The following is an 18,239-nucleotide window of genomic DNA, read 5'->3' as shown; positions in this document are numbered from 1 at the left end:
TGTTGGTCACAGGTCTCGTCAAAAAGATTTCCCCAACGGAAAGGGCCTATCCCGTCTTACGATCCTCCCGGCGCCGCCGCGATGGCCTTCTCGACCGCAGGCAGGATGCGCTCGACCATCTGGGCGACCCCCTTGGCGTTCGGATGCAAGCCATCCTCAAGCTGCAGGGCGGACTGGCCGGCTACGCCGTCGAGAAAGAACGGGTGCAAGGTAACGCCGTATTTTGCAGCCAGTTCCGGGAAGATGGCGTCGAAGGCGTTCTGATAGTCGGCGCCGAGATTGGGCGCTGCGCGCATGCCGGCCAGCAGAACGGCGATCTTGCGCTCTTTCAACTTGGCCAGCATCGTATCCAGGTTCTTGCGGGTGATGTCGGGCGAAACGCCGCGCAGCATGTCGTTGGCGCCGAGTTCGAGGATGACAAGCTGCGTGCCGTCCGGCACCGACCAGTCGAGCCGCGCCAGCCCGCCGCTGGAGGTGTCGCCGGAAACGCCGGCATTGGCGACGGTTACATCCCTGCCCCTGGCGCGCAGCGCCGCCTGCAGCCTGTCGGTAAAACCCTCGTCGGGTCCGAGGCCGTAGCCGGCCATCAGGCTGTCACCGAAACCGACGATCTTGAAAGGCTCGGCGCGTGCCGACGAGATGGCGCCGCAAATGGCGAGGAAAACGATCAGGCCTGCGGCAATTCTGCGTTGGAAAGACATGCGGCAGGTCCCATATGACAGAGAATTCTTCCGGCGACGGCCCGCAGGCGGAGCCCTCATCTCCATATAGGACGCTTTCATTTTGACAGAAGCCGTCATCGAGCTGAAAGACGTATCGCTGACATTGGGCGAAGGCGCCTCGTCCGTCCATGTGCTGAAGGGCGTCAGCCTCGATGTGGCGCGCGGCGAGGCGACCGGCATCGTTGGACCGTCGGGGTCGGGCAAGTCGACGCTGCTCATGGTTCTCGCAGGTCTGGAAAGGGTCGATTCGGGCACGGTACGAATCGCCGGCGAGCTGCTCAACGGCAAGAGCGAGGATCAGATCGCATCGTTTCGGGGGCGAAACATCGGCATCGTGTTCCAGTCCTTCCATCTCATCCCCAATATGACGGCGCTCGAAAATGTCGCCGTGCCGCTGGAGCTGGCCGGTCATGCCGATCCGTTCTCGGTGGCGGAACGCGAGCTGGCGGCCGTCGGTCTGAGCGACCGCGTGACGCACTATCCCGGCGAACTTTCGGGCGGCGAGCAGCAGCGCGTCGCGATCGCCCGGGCGCTTGCGCCATCGCCGCGCATCCTCATCGCCGACGAGCCGACCGGCAATCTCGACCAGGCGACCGGTAGGCAGGTCGCCGACCTTTTGTTCGCCAAGGCGGCCGAGCGCGGCATGACGCTGGTGCTGGTCACGCATGATCCGGCGCTCGCGGCGCGCTGTTCGCGCCAGGTCTCCATGCGCTCCGGCAGGATCGAGGCACCGGCGCCGACCAAGGCCATCGCCTGATGTCACCGGCGCGGACGTTGAAGCTCGCCGTCCGCTTCTCCTTGCGCGAGATGCGCGGCGGCCTGTCCGGTTTTCTGATCTTCCTTGCCTGCATCGCGCTCGGCGTCGCGGCGATCGGCGGCGTGAATTCCGTGGCCCGTTCGATCAGTGCCGGCGTCGCCAACCAGGGCCAGACGCTGCTTGGCGGCGATCTGCGCTTCCAGCTTAACCAGCGCGACGCAAGCGAAGCCGAACGCGGCTTCCTCGATGGGCTGGGCACGGTGTCGAGAACCGTCAGCATGCGTTCGATGGCGCGGCTTGCCGACGGCTCCGATCAGGCGCTGGTCGAGGCCAAGGCCGTCGACGAGGCCTATCCGCTTTACGGTGCCCTGGAAACCGAGCCGGCGCTGACGAAGCAGGAACTGTTTGGCGAACAGTTCGGTGTTTTCGGCGCGGCCGCGCCCGACCTGCTGTTCGAGCGGCTGCATGTGAAGCTCGGCGATCGGCTGAAGCTCGGAACCGCCACCTTCGAACTGCGCGCCAGGCTGGTCACCGAGCCCGATGCCGTGTCCGAAGGTTTCGGTTTCGCGCCGCGCCTGATGATCTCGACCGAGGGCCTGGTCGCGACAGGGCTGGTTCAGCCGGGCAGCCTCGTCGAGAATTCCTACAAGATCCGGCTGGCCGCCGACGCCGACGAGGCGCGGCTCAAGGCCATCCAGGACAAGGCTGCCAAGGATTTCCCGGAGTCCGGCTGGTCGATCCGCACGCGCAGCAATGCGGCCCCGGCGCTCTCTTCCAACATCGAACGCTTTTCGCAATTCCTGACCCTGGTCGGGCTGACGGCGCTGGTGGTCGGCGGCGTCGGCGTCGCCAACGCGGTGCGCGCCTATCTCGACGGCAAGCGCGGCGTCATCGCCACCTTCAAGAGCCTGGGCGCATCGGGCGGCTTCGTCTTTGCCGTTTACCTCGTGCAGATCCTGATGATCGCGGCCCTCGGCATCGCCGCAGGTCTGGTGCTCGGCGCACTGATGCCCTTTGCCGCGAGCGCCGCGCTTCAGTCGGTCGTTCCGGTGCCGGCGCAAGGCGGCTTTTATCCCGGCGCTCTCGGCATGGCAGCGCTGTTCGGGCTGCTGGTGACGCTGGCCTTCGCGCTGCTGCCGCTCGGTCGCGCCCGCGATGTGCCGGCGACCGCGCTGTTCCGCGAGATGGGACTGGAGGGCCGCGGTTTTCCACGCCCTGTCTATGTCGTTTCGGCGCTCGGCATCGCAGTGCTTCTTGCAGCGCTCGCCATCCTGTTTTCGGGCGACCAGCGCATCGCTTCGATTTTCGTCGGGGCCACCATCTTCGCCTTCCTGGTGCTGCGCCTGGTCGGTGCGCTGGTGCAATGGGCGGCAAGGAAGAGCCCGCGCGTGCGCTTCGTGGCGCTCAGGCTCGCCGTCGGCAACATCCATCGGCCAGGCGCGCTGACGCCGTCGGTGGTGCTGTCGCTGGGGCTTGGCCTGACGCTGCTGGTGACGCTGGCGCTGATCGACGGCAATCTGCGGCGGCAGATCTCCGGCAGCCTGCCTGAGCGGGCGCCGAACTTCTTCTTCGTCGATATCCAGAGCAGCGATGTCGACGGCTTCTCCAGTCTGATCAGCAAGGAGGCCCCGCAGGGGACGCTGGCCAAGGTGCCGATGCTGCGCGGCCGGGTGATGGCGCTCAACGGCGTCGCCGTCGACAAGGTCAAGGTGCCGGCGGAGGGCGCCTGGGTGCTGCGCGGCGACCGCGGCCTGACTTATGAGGCCAAGCAGCCGGACAACGCGACGCTGACCGAGGGGAACTGGTGGCCGGCCGATTATACCGGCGAGCCGCTCGTCTCGTTTTCCGACAAGGAAGGCAAGGAAATCGGGCTGAAGCTCGGCGATACCGTCACCGTCAACGTGCTCGGCCGCAATGTCACGGCCAGGATCGCCAATTTCCGCCAGGTCGAATGGGAGACGATGGGCATCAACTTCGTCATGGTGTTCTCGCCCAACACATTTGCCGGCGCGCCGCATGGCTGGGTGGCGACGCTGACCGAAAAGAGCGCCACCGCGGCTGATGACGCCCGCATCCTCAATGCCGTCACCCGCGCCTTCCCGGCAGTCACTACGGTCCGCGTCAAGGACGCGCTCGACATCGTCAACCGTCTGGTCGGACAGCTCGGCGCGGCGATCAGGGCGGCGGCCGGCGTGGCACTGATCGCGTCGGTGCTTGTGCTGGCCGGCGCACTCGCCGCCGGCAACCGGGCGCGCATCCATGACGCGGTGGTGCTGAAGACGCTCGGTGCGACGCGGCTGACGCTGATATCGGCCTTCTCGCTCGAATACATGCTGATCGGCCTCGCCACGGCGGTCTTCGCGCTCGCCGCCGGCAGTGCCGCCGCATGGTTCGTCGTCGCCCGCATCATGACATTGCCGTCGCATTTCATGCCGGAAGTGGCGGTGGCGACCATTCTCTTTGCGCTGGTCATCACCGTCGGCATCGGTCTCGCCGGCACCTGGCGGGTGCTCGGCCACAAGGCAGCGCCCGTGCTGCGAAACCTCTGAGTCCGCATCGGTTCCACCCCGCCGACGGCCGGCATTTGGTTAAATCGACGTAATGTTTCGCGGCCAAAGGGCTGGAAAACCGCGCCATGCGTGCCTCACGAAGCATTACACCCGGTTACGGTCTTGTTCTTGACGCGAATAACCATCATATTTCGCCGCAGGCATGCTGGAGTCCCGCCAGCGGCGCCTGGGTCCGGGTGGACCCGACACCGGACGGGGCAGAAGCAATAGAGGACCACAATGGCTGAACCCATTCGCAACTATCAGACGCGCGCCGTGCCCGGCGCCGCCGTCGACATCGATCAGGGCCTGCGCGCCTATATGATCAAGGTCTACAATTTGATGGGGCTTGGTCTCCTCATCACTGGTCTTGCCGCCGTCGGCACGATCATGCTGGCCACAACCACCGATCCGGCCTCGGCTGTCGCGACGCTGCCGAGCGGCGAGATGCTGACCTCGTTCGGCTACGCGATCTTCGGCTCGCCGCTGCGCTGGCTGGTGATGCTGGCCCCGCTGGCCGCCGTTCTGTTCCTGTCGTTCCGCGTCCAGTCGATGAGCGTGTCGGCGGCGCAGACGACGTTCTGGGTCTATGCGGGCCTGGTCGGCCTGTCGCTGTCGTCGATCTTCCTGGTCTACACCACCGCCAGCATCTCGCAGACCTTCTTCGCCACCGCCGCGGCCTTCGGCGCGCTGTCGCTGTTCGGTTACACGACCAAGCGCGACCTGACAGCGATGGGCTCGTTCCTGATCATGGGCGTGTTCGGCATCATCATCGCGATGGTGATCAACATCTTCCTGCAGTCGTCGGCGCTATCCTTCGCCGTCTCGGCGATCGGCGTGCTGGTCTTCGCCGGCCTCACCGCCTACGACACGCAGAAGATCAAGGAGATGTATTTCGAGGGCGACGCCTCCGACGTCGCTGGCCGCAAGGCCATCATGGGCGCGCTGACGCTCTATCTCGACTTCATCAACCTGTTCATGTTCCTGCTCCAGTTCATGGGCGACCGCCGCTGAGGGCTGGTCCGCGTCATGGTCTGACTGGACCATCGGGTTTGGAAGGGGCGGCCCAACGGCCGCCCTTTTCTTTTGCGCCGACCTTTGCTGTTATTGCAGGCAGACAAGAGGCCTGCATAAAGAATGAGCACTATCGTTATACGGGCCGCGCGCGCGGCCGACCTCGACGCCATTACGCAAATCTATGCCGACGCTGTGACCCGCGGCACGGCGAGCTACGAGCTGGAGCCGCCAGGCCGCGCCGAAATGGGCATGCGATTCGACACGCTCCAGGCCGGCGGCTTCCCTTACCTTGTGGCGGAAAAGGATGGCGCCGTGCTCGGCTATGCCTATGTCGGTCCCTTCCGGCCGCGCCCGGCCTATCGCTTTGTCGTCGAGGACTCCGTCTATGTCGCGCCTGATGCCAAGGGCCAGGGTGTCGGCCTCAAACTGATGCAAAGCCTGATCGCGGCCGCCGAGGCTGCGGGCTTTCGCCAGATCGTCGCGGTGATCGGCGATGGCCATCCCGACAGCGCTTCCGTCAAGCTGCACGAAAAGCTCGGCTTTCGTCATTCCGGCCGCCTCGAAGGTTCCGGCTACAAGCACGGACGCTGGCTGGACACGGTGTTCATGCAACTGGCGCTGAACGGCGGTGCATCCGCCCCGCCAGATCCGGAATCATTGCCGGAACGGAAATTCCACCAAGAAAAATAAGGGCTTAGATGAGCGCCAAGACTGAGGTCAACCGAGCAATTGCGCCGCGGTTCAGGCCTCGACCAGCTTCAGCTTGCTGTCGAAGACGCCGAGCACACGGCCAAGCTCCTGCCCGCGCTTGAGGATACGGCCGCCCGCGGCGATGACGGCGAAGGCGCCTTGTTTGCGTGCCAGTTTCGGGTCCTTGACGATCTGGAACAGCGGCACCTCGCTGGCCCGGCGGAACACTGAAAACACGGCCCTGTCGGTGAGATGATCGATAGCGTAGTCGCGCCATTCATTGGCGGCAACCATGCGCCCGTAGAGTTTCAGGATCTGGTCCAGTTCGCGCCGCTCGAAGCGCACCGGCTGGTCGAGGCGCGCACGGCGTGCCTCGTGGAGCGGGATCAGTATCGCGGATGCGTCGCCATCCTCCGTCCCGCCGCCGTGATCGGTCATGCCTCGATCCTTCAAAAATGAATCTTTGCCAACCAAAGTTGGCGCTTTCGCCATCGAATTGCAAGTGCCGGCGAAGCGGTGCGGACCCCCGCCATTTCCGTCGCGTCCAGTCACGTTTGCAAACGACATGTTGGAATTGGTGATGCTCCGCCACATTCTCGCCATTTTTTATCCGCGCTCATGCCCCAATGTCCGACGAATTTACCGGCGTTGCCTGAGACGGTTCGGTCCGGCACCGGCTCGTAAACCCCAAGCCCCCCGCCCACGGGTCTGCGTCGGATCGAACCAACCTCGGTTTTTCCTCGGAAAGACCGGGTGCGACGATCCCAAAACCTAAATGACCGACGTCAGAAGCAAGCTGACGTCGGTTTTTTCATGCCTGGATCGCCGCTAATGCGGATTTCCCGCCGTATGGACGGTTTTCAGCCCGATCCGGTGCGACCGGCAGGATCGATGGGCGCCGAAATCTTGGCATGCCGTCCGCGCTTGCCAACGCCATCACCACTTAATAAGGTGTTAAGTGAAACGGGAGCGGCAATGCCACGCATATCGGACTCCACGGCGAAAGAGGTGAATGGTACGGTCGCGGCCACCCCTGAGGCCGGCGGCGTCGGTCCCCGCATCAAGGCGCTGCGCATGGCAAGGCGCGTCTCGCTGCGCCGGTTGGCCGACATGACCGGCACGACGGCGAGCTTCATCAGCCAGCTCGAGCGCAATCTGTGCGGCGCCAACACAGGCACGCTGCTCAGGATCGCCGCCGCTCTCGATCTCGGCATCAACGACCTGTTCGAGGGCAGCAGCCGTCCGTTGCACAAGGTGCTGAGGCGCGAGGAACGGCCTGTCGTTCCCGTCGGCGTGCGAGGCCGCAAGATGCTTTTGTCGCGGCGGCCGATCCATCAGTTCGAGGTTTATGCGGGGCATTTCGAGGTCGGCGGCTCGACCGGCGACGACGCCTATGTGCATGGCGGCGAGCATGAGATGTTCATGGTGCTCAAGGGAACCGTCGAACTGACGCTTGCCGACGAGCGCCATCTGATGCGCGAAGGCGACAGCGTCGAATACGCGACCTCGGTGCCGCACCGCACGGTCAATGTCGGCGACACACCGGCGGAGGTGCTCTGGATCATCGCGCCGCCGACCGCAGGCGCGCTGGAACTCGATCAGTACAGGCCCGGAAACCGCTCGCATCCGGGTGAATGAGAACAAATGCGAGCTCTGGAATGGGAGAGTTGAACATGAGAGTGAAATTTGCACATGCGGCGTGCCTGGGCGTGCTTCTGGCGGCGACGGCCGCGCTCGCGCAATCGAAGCCGGTTGCCGGAGAGGTGGCCGAAGGCTCGCTGAAGGGCAAGACGCTGACTTTCGTGTCCTATGGCGGCATCTACCAGGACGGCCAGGCGGCAGCGCTCAAGGAGTTCGTGGACAAGTCGGGCGTCAAGCTGCTCAATGACGGCCCGACCGAGATCGCCAAGCTGCAGGCGCAGGTCGAGTCCGGCAATGTGACATGGGACGTTGTCGATACCGACGATCTGCCGCCTTATGTCTATTGCGGCAAACTGTTCCAGAAGCTGGACTTCACCAAACTCGACGTCTCGAAAATTCCCGAGGGCCAGGTCGGCGAGTGCTCGGTGCCGGCGATGAACTACGGCGTCGTGCTGATGTACAACACCGAAAAGTACAAGGACAATCCGCCCAAGAGCTGGGCCGACTTCTTCGACACGCAGAAATTCCCCGGCGTGCGCGGAATCGACGGCTCCGGCAGCCCGACCGGTGGCTTGCTGGAACAGGCGTTCAAGGTTGCCGGCGGGGACCCCAAGGCGATGACGGTGGCCGATATCGACAAGGCCATCGATGTGGTTCGCAAGCTCGGCCCCGATACCATCTTCTGGAAGACGGGTGCAGAATCGCAGCAACTTGCCGAATCCGGCGAGGCCGACATGCTGATGATGTGGACAGGCCGCGCCATGACCGCGGTCAAGAACGGCGCCAAATACGCACCGGCCTGGCAGGACTGGCTGGTGGTGATGGATCAGATGACGATCCCCGTCGGCGCCAAGGACACGGAGGCATCCTACGCGCTGCTCAACGCCTATCTTGGCAAGCACGCGCAGGAGGTGTTGACGGAGCAAACGTCTTACACGCCGATCAACAGTGAAGCGCAGCCCAAGGTCGACGCTTCCGTCTCCGCTTTCCTGACCAACACGCCCGAACGCCAGAAGCAGGGCTACAAGCAGAACTTCAAGTTCTGGGTCCCGAACTTCGCGGTGGCGCAGGAGAAGTGGTCCGCGCTGATGTCCGGCAACTGACCGGCTGAGGGAGACCAAAAGCCGTGAGCGCGTCCCAGCCAACCATTCCGGCCGCCGAAAGGCGCCGGGCGTGGCGGCCGTTCGCGCTCGCGCTGCCGGCGCTGGTCCTGCTTTTCGCGGTGATTGGCTATCCGCTGCTCACCATCGTCGTGCGCAGCCTGTCGGAGCCGCAGTGGGGCCTGCAGAACTATATCTGGTTCTTCGGCGCGCCCATCAACCTTGCCGTGCTCCGGCGGACCTTCCTCATTTCAGCATGGGTCACGCTGGTCTGCGTGGTTTGCGCCTATCCCTATGCCTATCTGATGACCGCGGTCCGACCACGCGTGCGCTTGGTGCTGCTGCTCTGTGTGTTGATCCCGTTTTGGGTGAGCGGCGTGGTACGCACTTTGTCCTGGGTGATACTGCTGCAGGATTCGGGGGTCATCAACTCGATCCTGCGGGCGCTCGGGTTCGGTGGGATCAGGCTGATCCGCACCCAGACGGGCGTGGTCATCGGCATGGCGCAGGTGCTTTTGCCTTTCATGATCCTGCCGCTCTATTCGGTCATGAAAGGCATCGATCTCAGGCTGATGCAAGCCGCGCGGAGCCTCGGGGCGAGACCCTCGCGCGCGTTCCTCACGGTGTATCTGCCGCTGTCGATGCCTGGCGTCTATGCCGGCGCGATCATCGTCTTCATCCTGGCGCTCGGCTTCTACATCACGCCGGCCCTGCTCGGCGGACCGCGCTCGACGATGCTGTCGACGCTGGTGCAGACACAGGTGCTCAGCCTCCTGCAATGGGGCAGGGGCGGCGCCATGGGCGTGGTGCTGCTCGTCACGACCTTCGTGCTGCTGGCGCTTGCCGCGCCCGTGATGCGGTCCAGCCATCGGCAAGCGGGGCGGCCCTGATGGAGATGAAGCCGCTTACCCGCCTCATGCTGGGCCTTGTCTGCCTGCTGGTAGCCATATGGTTGGTGGCACCGACGCTCGTCGTGGTGCCGATGTCATTCAACGAGAACAAATCGCTGGCATTTCCACCCCAGGGCTTCTCCTGGCAATGGTACGAAAATTTCGTCACCAATCCGGATTGGTCGACCAGCTTCCTCAATTCGCTGAAGGTCGCATCGATCGTTGCGGTTCTGGCAACCGTGCTCGGCACCCTTGCCGCCTTCGGCCTCGACCGCATGCAGGCGCGGCCGGCAAATCTCCTGCGCATGCTGATGCTGACGCCGATGGTGGTGCCGGGCGTGGTCCTGGCCATCGGCATCTACGCCGTCTATCTCGACACGCGGCTTGTCGGCACGCTGCTCGGCTTCGTTCTGGCCCACACCATCCTTGCGCTGCCTTTCGTGTTGATCGCCGTTTCGGCCAATCTCGAAGTGTTCGACAAGCGGCTGGAGACAGCCGCGGCGAGCCTGGGCGCAGGTTCGCTCACCACGTTCCGCACGGTGACGCTGCCGCTGATTGCCCCCGGGGTACTGTCAGGCCTGCTGTTCGCCTTCGCCACCTCCTTCGACGAGATCGTCGTGTCGCTGTTCATCACCAATCCCTATCTCAAGACGTTGCCGGTGCAGATCTTCGCTTCCATCACGCGCGACGCCGACCCGACGGTCGCGGCCGTCGGCACGATCCTCTTATGCGCAACGACACTGCTGATCGGCGGCGGCATGCTGCTTCTTGGCCGTGAGCGGAAGGGAGGCTTATGAATCAGAAAGCGGAAAATCGCGGTGCGGCGATCGACCTGGAGTCGGTAAGCAAGGCCTATGGTTCCTTCAAGGCGCTCGACGGCGTGTCGCTGCGAATCGAGCCGGGTGAATTCATGACGCTGCTCGGCCCGAGCGGCTCAGGCAAGACGACGACGCTGAACGTGATCGCCGGCTTTACCGACCTGACCAGCGGCAAGCTGCTGGTCGGGGAAAAGAGCGTGGTCGGCGTGCCGGCGCACAAGCGCAACATCGGCGTGGTCTTCCAGCACTATGCACTGTTCCCGCACATGACGGTCGGCCGCAATGTCGCCTATCCGCTGAAGCTGCGCGGCGTCACCGGGGCAGAACGCGAACGCCGCGTCCGCCACGCGCTCGACATGGTCAAGATGGCCGATTTCGGCCATCGCTTTCCAAGCGAGCTTTCGGGCGGCCAGCAGCAGCGCGTGGCGCTGGCCCGCGCCATCGTCTTCGATCCGCCGCTGCTGCTGATGGACGAGCCGCTCGGCGCGCTGGACAAGAAACTGCGCGAATGGCTGCAGCTCGAGATCAAGCGCATCCACCGCGAACTCGGCACCACCTTCGTCTATGTGACGCACGACCAGGAGGAGGCGCTGGTGCTCTCCGACCGCATCGCCGTGTTCAACCGCGGCGGTATCGAGCAGATCGGCACCGGCCGCGAACTCTACGACGAGCCGGCGACGCTTTTCGTCGGCAAGTTCATTGGCGATTCCACCGTGCTGCGCGGCCCCGCCGCCACTTCCGGCAAGGAGACGGCGATCGAAATATCAGGCCAGAGAGTGGCGACCGCAAAGCGTCTCGCCAATGGCGGCAAGCCGGTGATGCTGCTGCGTCCCGAAAAGCTGGCGCTTGCGCGTCGCGGCGGCGGCGGGGATGGCCGCAACCGGCTCGCCGGGCGTATCGGCGAGGCCATCTATCTCGGCTCCGGCTCCAAATACGAGGTGGAGCTCGCCGACGGCTCGAAAGCCATCGTGCGCTCGACGCTCGAGGCGGACACCTTTGCCATTGGAGACGAGGTCGACGTGCTCTTCGCCGGCGGCGACGTGAAGCTGCTCGCCGATGACGACAAGGCCGACCTGACCCTTACCTGAAACAGAGCGGCCTCGCCTTTCCATGGAAAACGACGAGGCCGCCTCCTCTCTTGGTTTTTAACGCAGTTCCGGACGGGAAACCGCTCCACACTTTTCCTGGAATCGCACGGAGAACGGATCACAAGATGCAAGCCCAGCGCAATGGCGACGTGTCGTTCTGGTATGCCGACATAGGTGGCCCGCCGGCCAGCCGCCCACCCTTGCCCGGCGACATCGAGGCCGATGTCTGCATCGTCGGCGCCGGCTATACCGGACTTTGGACGGCCTACTATCTGAAGAAGGCGGAGCCCGCGCTGCGCATCGCCATCGTCGAAAAGGAGTTCGCCGGCTTCGGTGCCTCGGGCCGCAATGGCGGATGGCTGTCCGGCGGCTTCAGCTGGTCGCGCGAGAAATATGCAAAAACCTCCTCGCGCGGGGCGGTGATCGACATGCAGCGCGCCATGTCCGGCACGGTCGACGAGGTGATCGCGATTGCCGCTGCCGAAGGGATCGACGCCGATATCCGCCGCGTCGACAACATCACCGTCGCCACAAACGCCGCGCAGCTTGAGCGCGCCAAAGCCGAGTACGAAGAGGCCCGGCATTGGGAAATGCCGCCCGAGCGGCTGGCCTTCCTCGGTGCGCAGGAAGCGCGCGAGCGCATCGCCATCGACAATGTATTGGGCGCCTTCGTCGTGCGCGACGTCGCGCGCGTGCAGCCGGCCAAGCTGGTGCAGGGTCTGGCGGCGGCGGTCGCGCGGCTCGGCGTCGCCATCTACGAACAGACGCAGGTGCTGGCGCTCGAGAAGGGCAAGGTCACCACCGACCGCGGCGTCGTGCGCGCCGAAAAGATCGTGCGCGCCACCGAGGGCTTCACCGCCGGTATTGCCGGCTACGAGCGTCTCTGGCTGCCGCTGAACAGCGCCATCGTGGTGACCGAGAAGCTGCCGCAGAAGCTCTGGGACGAAATCGGCTGGAGCGGCTACGAGGTGCTGGGCGATGCCGCGCATACCTACTGCTATGCGCAGCGCACGCGGGAAGGCCGGATCGCCATGGGCGGCCGGGGCGTGCCCTACCGCTTCGGATCGCGCACCGACAGGCGCGGCAAGACACAACAGGCGACCATCGACCAGCTGCACGAGATCCTGACCAGGCTGCTGCCGCAGACCAAAGGCGTGCGGCTCGACCATGCCTGGTGCGGCACGCTCGGCGTGCCGCGCGACTGGTGCACGACGTGCGGCTTCGATCGCGAAAGCGGCATCGGCTGGGCCGGCGGCTATGTCGGGCTCGGCGTTTCCAGTTCGAACCTGTCCGGCCGCACCTTGCGCGACCTGGTGCTCGGACACGACACGGAGCTGACCCGGTTGCCTTGGGTCAACCGCACGGTGAAGAAATGGGAGCCGGAGCCGCTGCGCTGGCTCGGCGTCCACGCCATGTACCAGCTCTACCGCATCGCCGACCGGCGGGAGGCAAACGGCCTGGGGCGGACGTCGCGCCTCGCCGCTTTCGCTGATCGCCTGACCGGCCATTGAGGCAGGTCACTCAAACGCGATTCCGTTTGGTCGACAGGCATGAATGGAGACCGACAGCGCGTCGCATCATTTCCGTTTTCGGCGGCGCGCTTCAGAGCCTTCGATCGAACGGCGCATCGGAACCGGGGCGGTGAATGAAGGCGGCGCCCAGGATGGGCCCTGGCAGGCCGTCCTTGCCGACGGACTGCAAAAGCACGGCGCAGCCGCCCTTCTTGGAAATCTCACTCATCGGCAATTCGTAGCGCTGCGCCTTGCCGTGCCAGATGCCCGCTGTCTGGATGCCGGTCACCGCGTTCCAATAGGTCATCTTGCGGCCCGTGTTCTCGCCCTGGCCGATCGTGACCGTCTGCGGCGGCTCGAAATAGACGATGACGACATGGGCATCGCTGGGACCGGTCCCGCCATCGCCGGTATCGATCATGACGCGGTCGCTGGTCCGGCTGACCTTGATGGCGACCCGCATGTCTTCGCCGATCCTTGCCATGCGGGCGAGTTGGCCATCGACCTCGCCGCGATTGGCGCCGTTGACATGGACCCGGCCGTTGATGACCGCCTGCGGCGTATAGACTGAGCGGTTGCCGAAGGCCCGCATATACTCATATTGCCGCTCGGTGTTTTCCTTGCTGCTCAGCGTGTCCCGCCAGCCGAGATAATCCCAGTAGCCGACGTGATAGGAGAGCGCGACAAGATCCTGCCTGGCGGCAAGTTCGGAGAAGAAGGCGTCGGCAGGCGGGCAGGAACTGCAGCCTTGGCTGGTGAACAGCTCGACCACGCCCACGGGCCTGTCGCCCTGGGGCTTGTCGGCCAGGAGCCCGCCGGATTCGCCGGCGTGCCCGGCACCGGCGAACGCCGAGATGGCCAGCGCAAACGCTGCCAGCCACAATGATCTACGCGAGGCCATGACCATTCCAATTCCCGCCGGTGATGCCGGCTTTGTTTTGATTGGCTGAAATATGTGGCAGAACCGGAAGTCAACGGGAAGTCACGTTGCGGTGAAATTTTGCCATTGCAAGCCTGGGTAGGGCGGCAATAGGAGAAGCCACTGCATTTCAACCGGCGGTTCGATTCGGGGGCGGGATCATCATCATGTGGCAAAGTTTCCTGGCTCCAGTCGATCTTTATTGCGAGCGAACGGGTCCTGAACTTTGGGCCGAGCCGGTGAATGCTTTGACCAACCTGGCTTTCATTGCCGCGGGACTATGGGGCGTCCGCGAAGTGCGGCGATGCAGGACCGGCATTTTCGCCGAGGTCCTGGCCTGGTGGGTGGTGGCGATCGGCGTCGGCTCGACGATCTTTCACATCTTCGCCACCAAGGGAACGGTCTGGGCCGACGTGGTGCCGATCGCCGGCTTCACGCTGGCCTACACGCTGTTCAACCTGCGCCGCTTCCTGCGCCTGGAATGGGGCAAGGCGATCGCGATCTTCGTCGTTTTCTATGCCGTTGTCGGAGCGATAACTCTGGCCGTGCCGGATTGGCTGCGCCAGGCGTCGAACGGCACCACAGGCTACCTGCCGCCGTTCCTGGCGCTCGCCTTCTTCGGTGTCTGGGTGACGGCCAGCGGCAATCGCGCCGGCTGGTATAATCTGGCCGGATCGGCGATCTTCGTGCTGTCGGTCATCTGCCGCATGGTCGATCCGCTGGTCTGCACCAGCTTCCCGCTCGGCACGCACTTCCTCTGGCACCTGCTCAACGGGCTGATGCTGGGCGTGCTGCTGGCCGCCGCGGCGCGCTACGGCGCGCCACAGCGAGGCAGTAGGCAGTAGGTCCTATTTCCTACTGCCTAAGCCCTACTCCCTTGCCGCTACGCGGCAAGATCGCGCAACACGTACTGCAAAATGCCGCCGTTCTTGAAGTAGTCGAGTTCGTCAAGCGTATCGATGCGGCAAATGATCGGCACCTTCTTCACCGTGCCGTCGCCATAGGTGATCCTGGCTTCCATCTTCTGGCGCGGCTTGAGGGCGTCCAGGCCGTCGATCTCGACCAGCTCATCCCCTTTCAGGTTGAGCGAAGCCCATGAGGTGCCTTCCTCGAAGACGAAGGGGATGACGCCCATGCCGACCAGGTTGGAGCGGTGGATGCGCTCGAAGGACTGGGCGATGACCGCGCGGACACCAAGGAGGTTCGTTCCCTTGGCCGCCCAGTCGCGCGACGAGCCGTTGCCGTATTCGACGCCGGCGAAGATGACCAGCGGCACGCCTTCCTTCTTGTATTGCATCGCCGCGTCGTAGATCGATTCCTCTTCCTTCGACGGGTAATGGATGGTGTAGCCGCCTTCCCTGCCGTTCTCGCCCAGCATGTGGTTGCGGATGCGGATGTTAGCGAAGGTGCCGCGCATCATCACCTCATGGTTGCCGCGGCGCGTGCCGTACTGGTTGAAGTCGGCAACGCCGACACCATGCTCGGTAAGGTATTTGCCGGCCGGCGAGGCGGCCTTGATCGAGCCCGCTGGCGAAATGTGGTCGGTGGTGATCTTGTCGCCGAACAAGCCCAGCACGCGGGCGCCCTTGATGTCGCCGATCTTGCCGAAGCCCGTGGTCATGCCGGCGAAATAGGGCGGGTTCTGCACATAGGTGGAATTGTCGTCCCAGGCATAGGTCTGGCCTTCCGGCGCCTTGACGTTCTGCCAGTTCTCATCGCCCTTGAAGACGTCGGCATATTTGCGGGCGAACAGCTCGCGCGTCACGTTCTTCTCGATGAATTCCTGGATTTCCGCCGAGCTCGGCCAGATATCCTTGAGGTAGACCGGCTTGCCGTTCCTGTCCTCGCCGAGCGGCTCGGTGGTCAGGTCCTTCGTCACCGTGCCGGCCAGCGCGTGCGCCACGACCAGCGGCGGCGAGGCGAGATAGTTGGCCTGCACGTCGGGCGAGACACGGCCCTCGAAGTTGCGGTTGCCGGAAAGCACCGCGGCGGCAATCAGACCCTTATCGTTGATGGTCTTGGAGATCGGCGCCGGCAGCGGGCCGGAATTGCCGATGCAGGTGGTGCAGCCGAAGCCGACCAGGTTGAAGCCGATCTGGTCGAGCTCCTTCTGCAGGCCGGATTTCTCGAGGTATTCGGCGACCACCTGGCTGCCTGGCGCCAGCGAGGTCTTCACCCAGGGCTTCTGCTTGAGGCCGAGGCGATTGGCGTTGCGGGCGAGCAGGCCGGCGCCGATCAGCACGCTCGGGTTCGAGGTGTTGGTGCAGGAGGTGATGGCGGCGATGACGACGTCGCCATGGCCGAGATCATGGCCGGTGCCTTCGACGGCGTAGCGCTTCGAGATTTCAGCCGCCTTCTTGTATTCGGTGTCCATAGCCTTGACGAAGCCGGCCGGGATGCCTTCCAGCGCGACGCGGCCCTCTGGGCGCTTCGGGCCGGCCATCGACGGCACGACGTCGCCGAGATCGAGCTCCAGCAAGTCGGTGAAGACCGGGTCGGCGGAGCCTGCGTCACGCCACATGCCTTGCGCCTTGGAGTAGGCTTCGACCAGCGCGATGCGGCTTTCCTCGCGGCCCGACATTGTGAGGTAGCGGATGGTCTCGCTATCGACCGGGAAGAAGCCGCAGGTGGCGCCATATTCAGGCGCCATATTGCCTATGGTGGCGCGGTCGGCCAGCGTCATATTGGAGAGACCGGGGCCGAAGAATTCGACGAACTTGCCGACGACGCCCTTCTTGCGCAGCATCTGGGTGACGGTGAGCACGAGGTCGGTGGCGGTGACGCCCTCCTTCAGCTTGCCGGTGAGACGGAAGCCGATGACCTCGGGCAAAAGCATGGAGACGGGCTGGCCGAGCATGGCCGCCTCGGCTTCGATGCCGCCGACGCCCCAGCCGAGCACGCCGAGGCCGTTGATCATTGTGGTGTGCGAATCGGTACCGACGCAGGTGTCGGGATAAGCGGTCGTTTCGCCGTCCTCGGTGTTGGTCCACACCACCTGGCCGAGATATTCGAGGTTGACCTGATGGCAGATGCCGGTACCGGGTGGCACGACGCGGAAATTGCGGAACGCCTGCTGGCCCCATTTCAGGAACTTGTAGCGTTCCTCGTTGCGCTCATATTCGAGCTCGACATTGCGCGCGAAGGCCATCGGCGAGCCGAACTCGTCGACAATGACGGAATGGTCGATGACGAGGTCGACCGGCACCAGCGGGTTGATCTTTTGCGGGTCGCCGCCGAGCGAGGCCATGGCGTCGCGCATCGCCGCCAGGTCGACCACCGCCGGAACGCCGGTGAAATCCTGCATCAGGACACGGGCAGGGCGATAGGCAATCTCGACGCCGGCCGTCCCCTTGTCGGTCAGCCAGCCGGCGACGGCCTTGATCGAGTCCTTGGTGACGGAGCGGCCGTCCTCGTTGCGCAGAAGGTTCTCCAGCAGAACCTTCATCGAATAAGGCAATTGGGCGATGCCGATGAGGCCGTTCTTCTCGGCCTCGACGAGGTCGAAATAGGTATATTCGGCGTCGCCCGCTTTCAGCGTGCGGCGGCAATTGAAACTGTCGAGGGATTTTGACACGTGCGATCCGTCCTTGTCTGTTCAGCCTGAAAGGGAACGGACGCCGATGGCATGCAATCACGCGCAAAGGTGCGGGTACGGCCATTTCCGCTGTCCGCTCCCAAGCAACCCGAGCCGTTCAAGGCGGCGCGTGCGCTGGTTCGGCGCTAGTTCTGTTCCCGCGCCGACCGCTGGCACGGATGCACCGCATATAGAGAATTTTCTGGAATAGTTCTAGACAGTTAAAAAGCAAATTTGTGCGATGCGGCAGGGGCCGAGGCGGATTGTTTCAGGGCGGGCGAGGGATGCGGCTTATCGCCGAAAATCTGGGCGGCGAACGCGGCGGCGAGACGGTGTTTTCGGGCATTGGCTTTGACCTCGATCAAGGCCAGGCGCTTGTCGTCACCGGGCCGAACGGATCAGGCAAATCGACCTTGCTCAGGATCGTCGCCGGACTGCTGCCGAAGGCTGAAGGCAATTTGCTGATCGAGGGCGGCGGCGATGAATTTCCGTCGATCGCTTCGGCCTGCCACTATCTCGGCCATCAGAACGCAATGAAAACGGCGCTCAGCGTGACGGAAAACCTGCGCTTCTGGCGCGACTTCAACGGCGGTGGATCCTTCGGCGTCGAGGAGGCGCTGGAGACGGTCGGACTGGGCGGCATCGGCCATCTGCCGTTCGGCTATCTCTCGACCGGGCAAAGACGACGCGCGGCGATCGCGAAACTGCTGGTCAGCCACCGACCGATCTGGCTGCTCGACGAGCCGACGGCGGGTCTGGACAAGGATTCGGAGGCGCGATTCGCGGGATTGATGAGGGGGCATTGTTCCGAGGGCGGGATGATCGTCGCGGCAACGCATCTGCCGCTCGGGATCGAGGGGGCGCAGACGTTGAGGATGGGGCAGGCCTTTTGATGACGGCACTCTACGGCGCCCCCCTCTGTCCTGCCGGACATCTCCCCCTCGAGGGGGGAGATTGGCAGTC

The 18,239-nt window shown here is 64.3% G+C and carries 16 protein-coding genes; 12 read left to right on the top strand and 4 right to left on the bottom strand.

From position 1 onward, the window contains the following. Positions 1 to 56: 56 nt before the first annotated feature. Complete coding sequence (locus FJ426_RS02465) at positions 57 to 701, bottom strand: arylesterase (RefSeq protein ID WP_140559222.1); 645 nt, start codon at positions 699 to 701, stop codon at positions 57 to 59. An 82-nt stretch (positions 702 to 783) separates the two neighbouring features. On the opposite strand from FJ426_RS02465, the gene FJ426_RS02460 reads away from it, so the two are divergent. From FJ426_RS02460 to FJ426_RS02445, 4 genes are all read left to right on the top strand, one after another. Then, positions 784 to 1,479, top strand: a complete 696-nt coding sequence (locus FJ426_RS02460) for an ABC transporter ATP-binding protein (protein ID WP_140559223.1) — start codon at positions 784 to 786, stop codon at positions 1,477 to 1,479. Then, on the top strand, positions 1,479 to 4,028 hold the full coding sequence (locus tag FJ426_RS02455; RefSeq protein WP_140559224.1) for an ABC transporter permease: 2,550 nt from the start codon (positions 1,479 to 1,481) through the stop codon (positions 4,026 to 4,028). The genes FJ426_RS02460 and FJ426_RS02455 overlap by 1 nt, the downstream gene beginning before the upstream one ends. A gap of 240 nt (positions 4,029 to 4,268) precedes the next feature. Then, the gene (locus FJ426_RS02450) at positions 4,269 to 5,042 is read left to right on the top strand and encodes a Bax inhibitor-1/YccA family protein (RefSeq protein WP_140492223.1); all 774 of its coding nucleotides are present in this window, start codon (positions 4,269 to 4,271) and stop codon (positions 5,040 to 5,042) included. A 123-nt stretch (positions 5,043 to 5,165) separates the two neighbouring features. After that, complete coding sequence (locus tag FJ426_RS02445; RefSeq protein WP_140559225.1) at positions 5,166 to 5,735, top strand: GNAT family N-acetyltransferase; 570 nt, start codon at positions 5,166 to 5,168, stop codon at positions 5,733 to 5,735. 51 nt (positions 5,736 to 5,786) lie between these two features. On the opposite strand, the gene FJ426_RS02440 is transcribed toward FJ426_RS02445, so the two are convergent. Next, positions 5,787 to 6,173, bottom strand: a complete 387-nt coding sequence (locus tag FJ426_RS02440; RefSeq protein ID WP_140514020.1) for a DUF2794 domain-containing protein — start codon at positions 6,171 to 6,173, stop codon at positions 5,787 to 5,789. A gap of 537 nt (positions 6,174 to 6,710) precedes the next feature. On the opposite strand from FJ426_RS02440, the gene FJ426_RS02435 reads away from it, so the two are divergent. The 6 genes from FJ426_RS02435 (at position 6,711) to FJ426_RS02410 (ending at position 12,783) form a co-directional block, all read left to right on the top strand. Next, a complete protein-coding gene (locus tag FJ426_RS02435; protein WP_140559226.1) occupies positions 6,711 to 7,373 on the top strand; it encodes an XRE family transcriptional regulator in 663 nt (220 codons plus the stop codon). Positions 7,374 to 7,408: 35 nt separating this feature from the next. Further along, a complete protein-coding gene (locus FJ426_RS02430) occupies positions 7,409 to 8,479 on the top strand; it encodes an extracellular solute-binding protein (RefSeq protein WP_181165196.1) in 1,071 nt (356 codons plus the stop codon). Between the two features lie 23 nt (positions 8,480 to 8,502). After that, on the top strand, positions 8,503 to 9,366 hold the full coding sequence (locus FJ426_RS02425) for an ABC transporter permease (RefSeq protein WP_140559227.1): 864 nt from the start codon (positions 8,503 to 8,505) through the stop codon (positions 9,364 to 9,366). Then, positions 9,366 to 10,163 (top strand): ABC transporter permease, encoded by a 798-nt coding sequence (locus FJ426_RS02420; protein ID WP_140559228.1) that lies wholly within the window; start codon positions 9,366 to 9,368, stop codon positions 10,161 to 10,163. Before FJ426_RS02425 ends, FJ426_RS02420 begins: the two co-directional genes overlap by 1 nt. Continuing rightward, entirely contained in the window at positions 10,160 to 11,272 is a 1,113-nt protein-coding gene (locus tag FJ426_RS02415) for an ABC transporter ATP-binding protein (RefSeq protein ID WP_140492243.1), read from the top strand. The genes FJ426_RS02420 and FJ426_RS02415 overlap by 4 nt, the downstream gene beginning before the upstream one ends. 125 nt (positions 11,273 to 11,397) lie before the next feature. Then, positions 11,398 to 12,783 carry an FAD-binding oxidoreductase gene (locus FJ426_RS02410; protein WP_140492246.1) on the top strand — a complete coding sequence of 462 codons (1,386 nt, stop codon included), beginning with the start codon at positions 11,398 to 11,400 and terminating at the stop codon, positions 12,781 to 12,783. A gap of 91 nt (positions 12,784 to 12,874) precedes the next feature. Here the strand turns inward: FJ426_RS02410 and FJ426_RS02405 are convergent, their stop codons facing one another. Then, positions 12,875 to 13,690, bottom strand: a complete 816-nt coding sequence (locus tag FJ426_RS02405) for a thioredoxin family protein (RefSeq protein ID WP_140559229.1) — start codon at positions 13,688 to 13,690, stop codon at positions 12,875 to 12,877. A gap of 179 nt (positions 13,691 to 13,869) precedes the next feature. Between FJ426_RS02405 and FJ426_RS02400 the strand changes: the two genes are divergently transcribed. After that, complete coding sequence (locus tag FJ426_RS02400; protein WP_140559230.1) at positions 13,870 to 14,547, top strand: ceramidase domain-containing protein; 678 nt, start codon at positions 13,870 to 13,872, stop codon at positions 14,545 to 14,547. A 38-nt stretch (positions 14,548 to 14,585) separates the two neighbouring features. On the opposite strand, the gene acnA is transcribed toward FJ426_RS02400, so the two are convergent. Further along, complete coding sequence (gene acnA / locus FJ426_RS02395; RefSeq protein WP_140514014.1) at positions 14,586 to 17,276, bottom strand: aconitate hydratase AcnA; 2,691 nt, start codon at positions 17,274 to 17,276, stop codon at positions 14,586 to 14,588. Between the two features lie 284 nt (positions 17,277 to 17,560). Here acnA and ccmA point away from each other — a divergent pair, with 284 nt between their 5' ends. Further along, the gene (ccmA, locus tag FJ426_RS02390) at positions 17,561 to 18,169 is read left to right on the top strand and encodes a heme ABC exporter ATP-binding protein CcmA (RefSeq protein WP_140514013.1); all 609 of its coding nucleotides are present in this window, start codon (positions 17,561 to 17,563) and stop codon (positions 18,167 to 18,169) included. Positions 18,170 to 18,239: the final 70 nt, after the last annotated feature.

Origin of the sequence: Mesorhizobium sp. B2-6-4, from assembly GCF_006441495.1 — a bacterium.
GTDB lineage: Bacteria > Pseudomonadota > Alphaproteobacteria > Rhizobiales > Rhizobiaceae > Mesorhizobium.
Note: the sequence above shows the minus strand (reverse complement) of the source record. Positions and strands in the feature narration are given on the sequence as shown.

Bases quoted from the DNA above. Each gene is read 5' to 3' on its own strand.
- FJ426_RS02465 (WP_140559222.1), bottom strand. From the start codon at position 701: ATGTCTTTCCAACGCAGAATTGCCGCAGGCCTGATCGTTTTCCTCGCC.
- FJ426_RS02455 (WP_140559224.1), top strand. From the start codon at position 1,479: ATGTCACCGGCGCGGACGTTGAAGCTCGCCGTCCGCTTCTCCTTGCGC.
- FJ426_RS02450 (WP_140492223.1), top strand. From the start codon at position 4,269: ATGGCTGAACCCATTCGCAACTATCAGACGCGCGCCGTGCCCGGCGCC.
- FJ426_RS02445 (WP_140559225.1), top strand. From the start codon at position 5,166: ATGAGCACTATCGTTATACGGGCCGCGCGCGCGGCCGACCTCGACGCC.
- FJ426_RS02440 (WP_140514020.1), bottom strand. From the start codon at position 6,173: ATGACCGATCACGGCGGCGGGACGGAGGATGGCGACGCATCCGCGATA.
- FJ426_RS02435 (WP_140559226.1), top strand. From the start codon at position 6,711: ATGCCACGCATATCGGACTCCACGGCGAAAGAGGTGAATGGTACGGTC.
- FJ426_RS02430 (WP_181165196.1), top strand. From the start codon at position 7,409: ATGAGAGTGAAATTTGCACATGCGGCGTGCCTGGGCGTGCTTCTGGCG.
- FJ426_RS02420 (WP_140559228.1), top strand. From the start codon at position 9,366: ATGGAGATGAAGCCGCTTACCCGCCTCATGCTGGGCCTTGTCTGCCTG.
- FJ426_RS02415 (WP_140492243.1), top strand. From the start codon at position 10,160: ATGAATCAGAAAGCGGAAAATCGCGGTGCGGCGATCGACCTGGAGTCG.
- FJ426_RS02410 (WP_140492246.1), top strand. From the start codon at position 11,398: ATGCAAGCCCAGCGCAATGGCGACGTGTCGTTCTGGTATGCCGACATA.
- FJ426_RS02405 (WP_140559229.1), bottom strand. From the start codon at position 13,690: ATGGTCATGGCCTCGCGTAGATCATTGTGGCTGGCAGCGTTTGCGCTG.
- FJ426_RS02400 (WP_140559230.1), top strand. From the start codon at position 13,870: ATGTGGCAAAGTTTCCTGGCTCCAGTCGATCTTTATTGCGAGCGAACG.
- ccmA (WP_140514013.1), top strand. From the start codon at position 17,561: ATGCGGCTTATCGCCGAAAATCTGGGCGGCGAACGCGGCGGCGAGACG.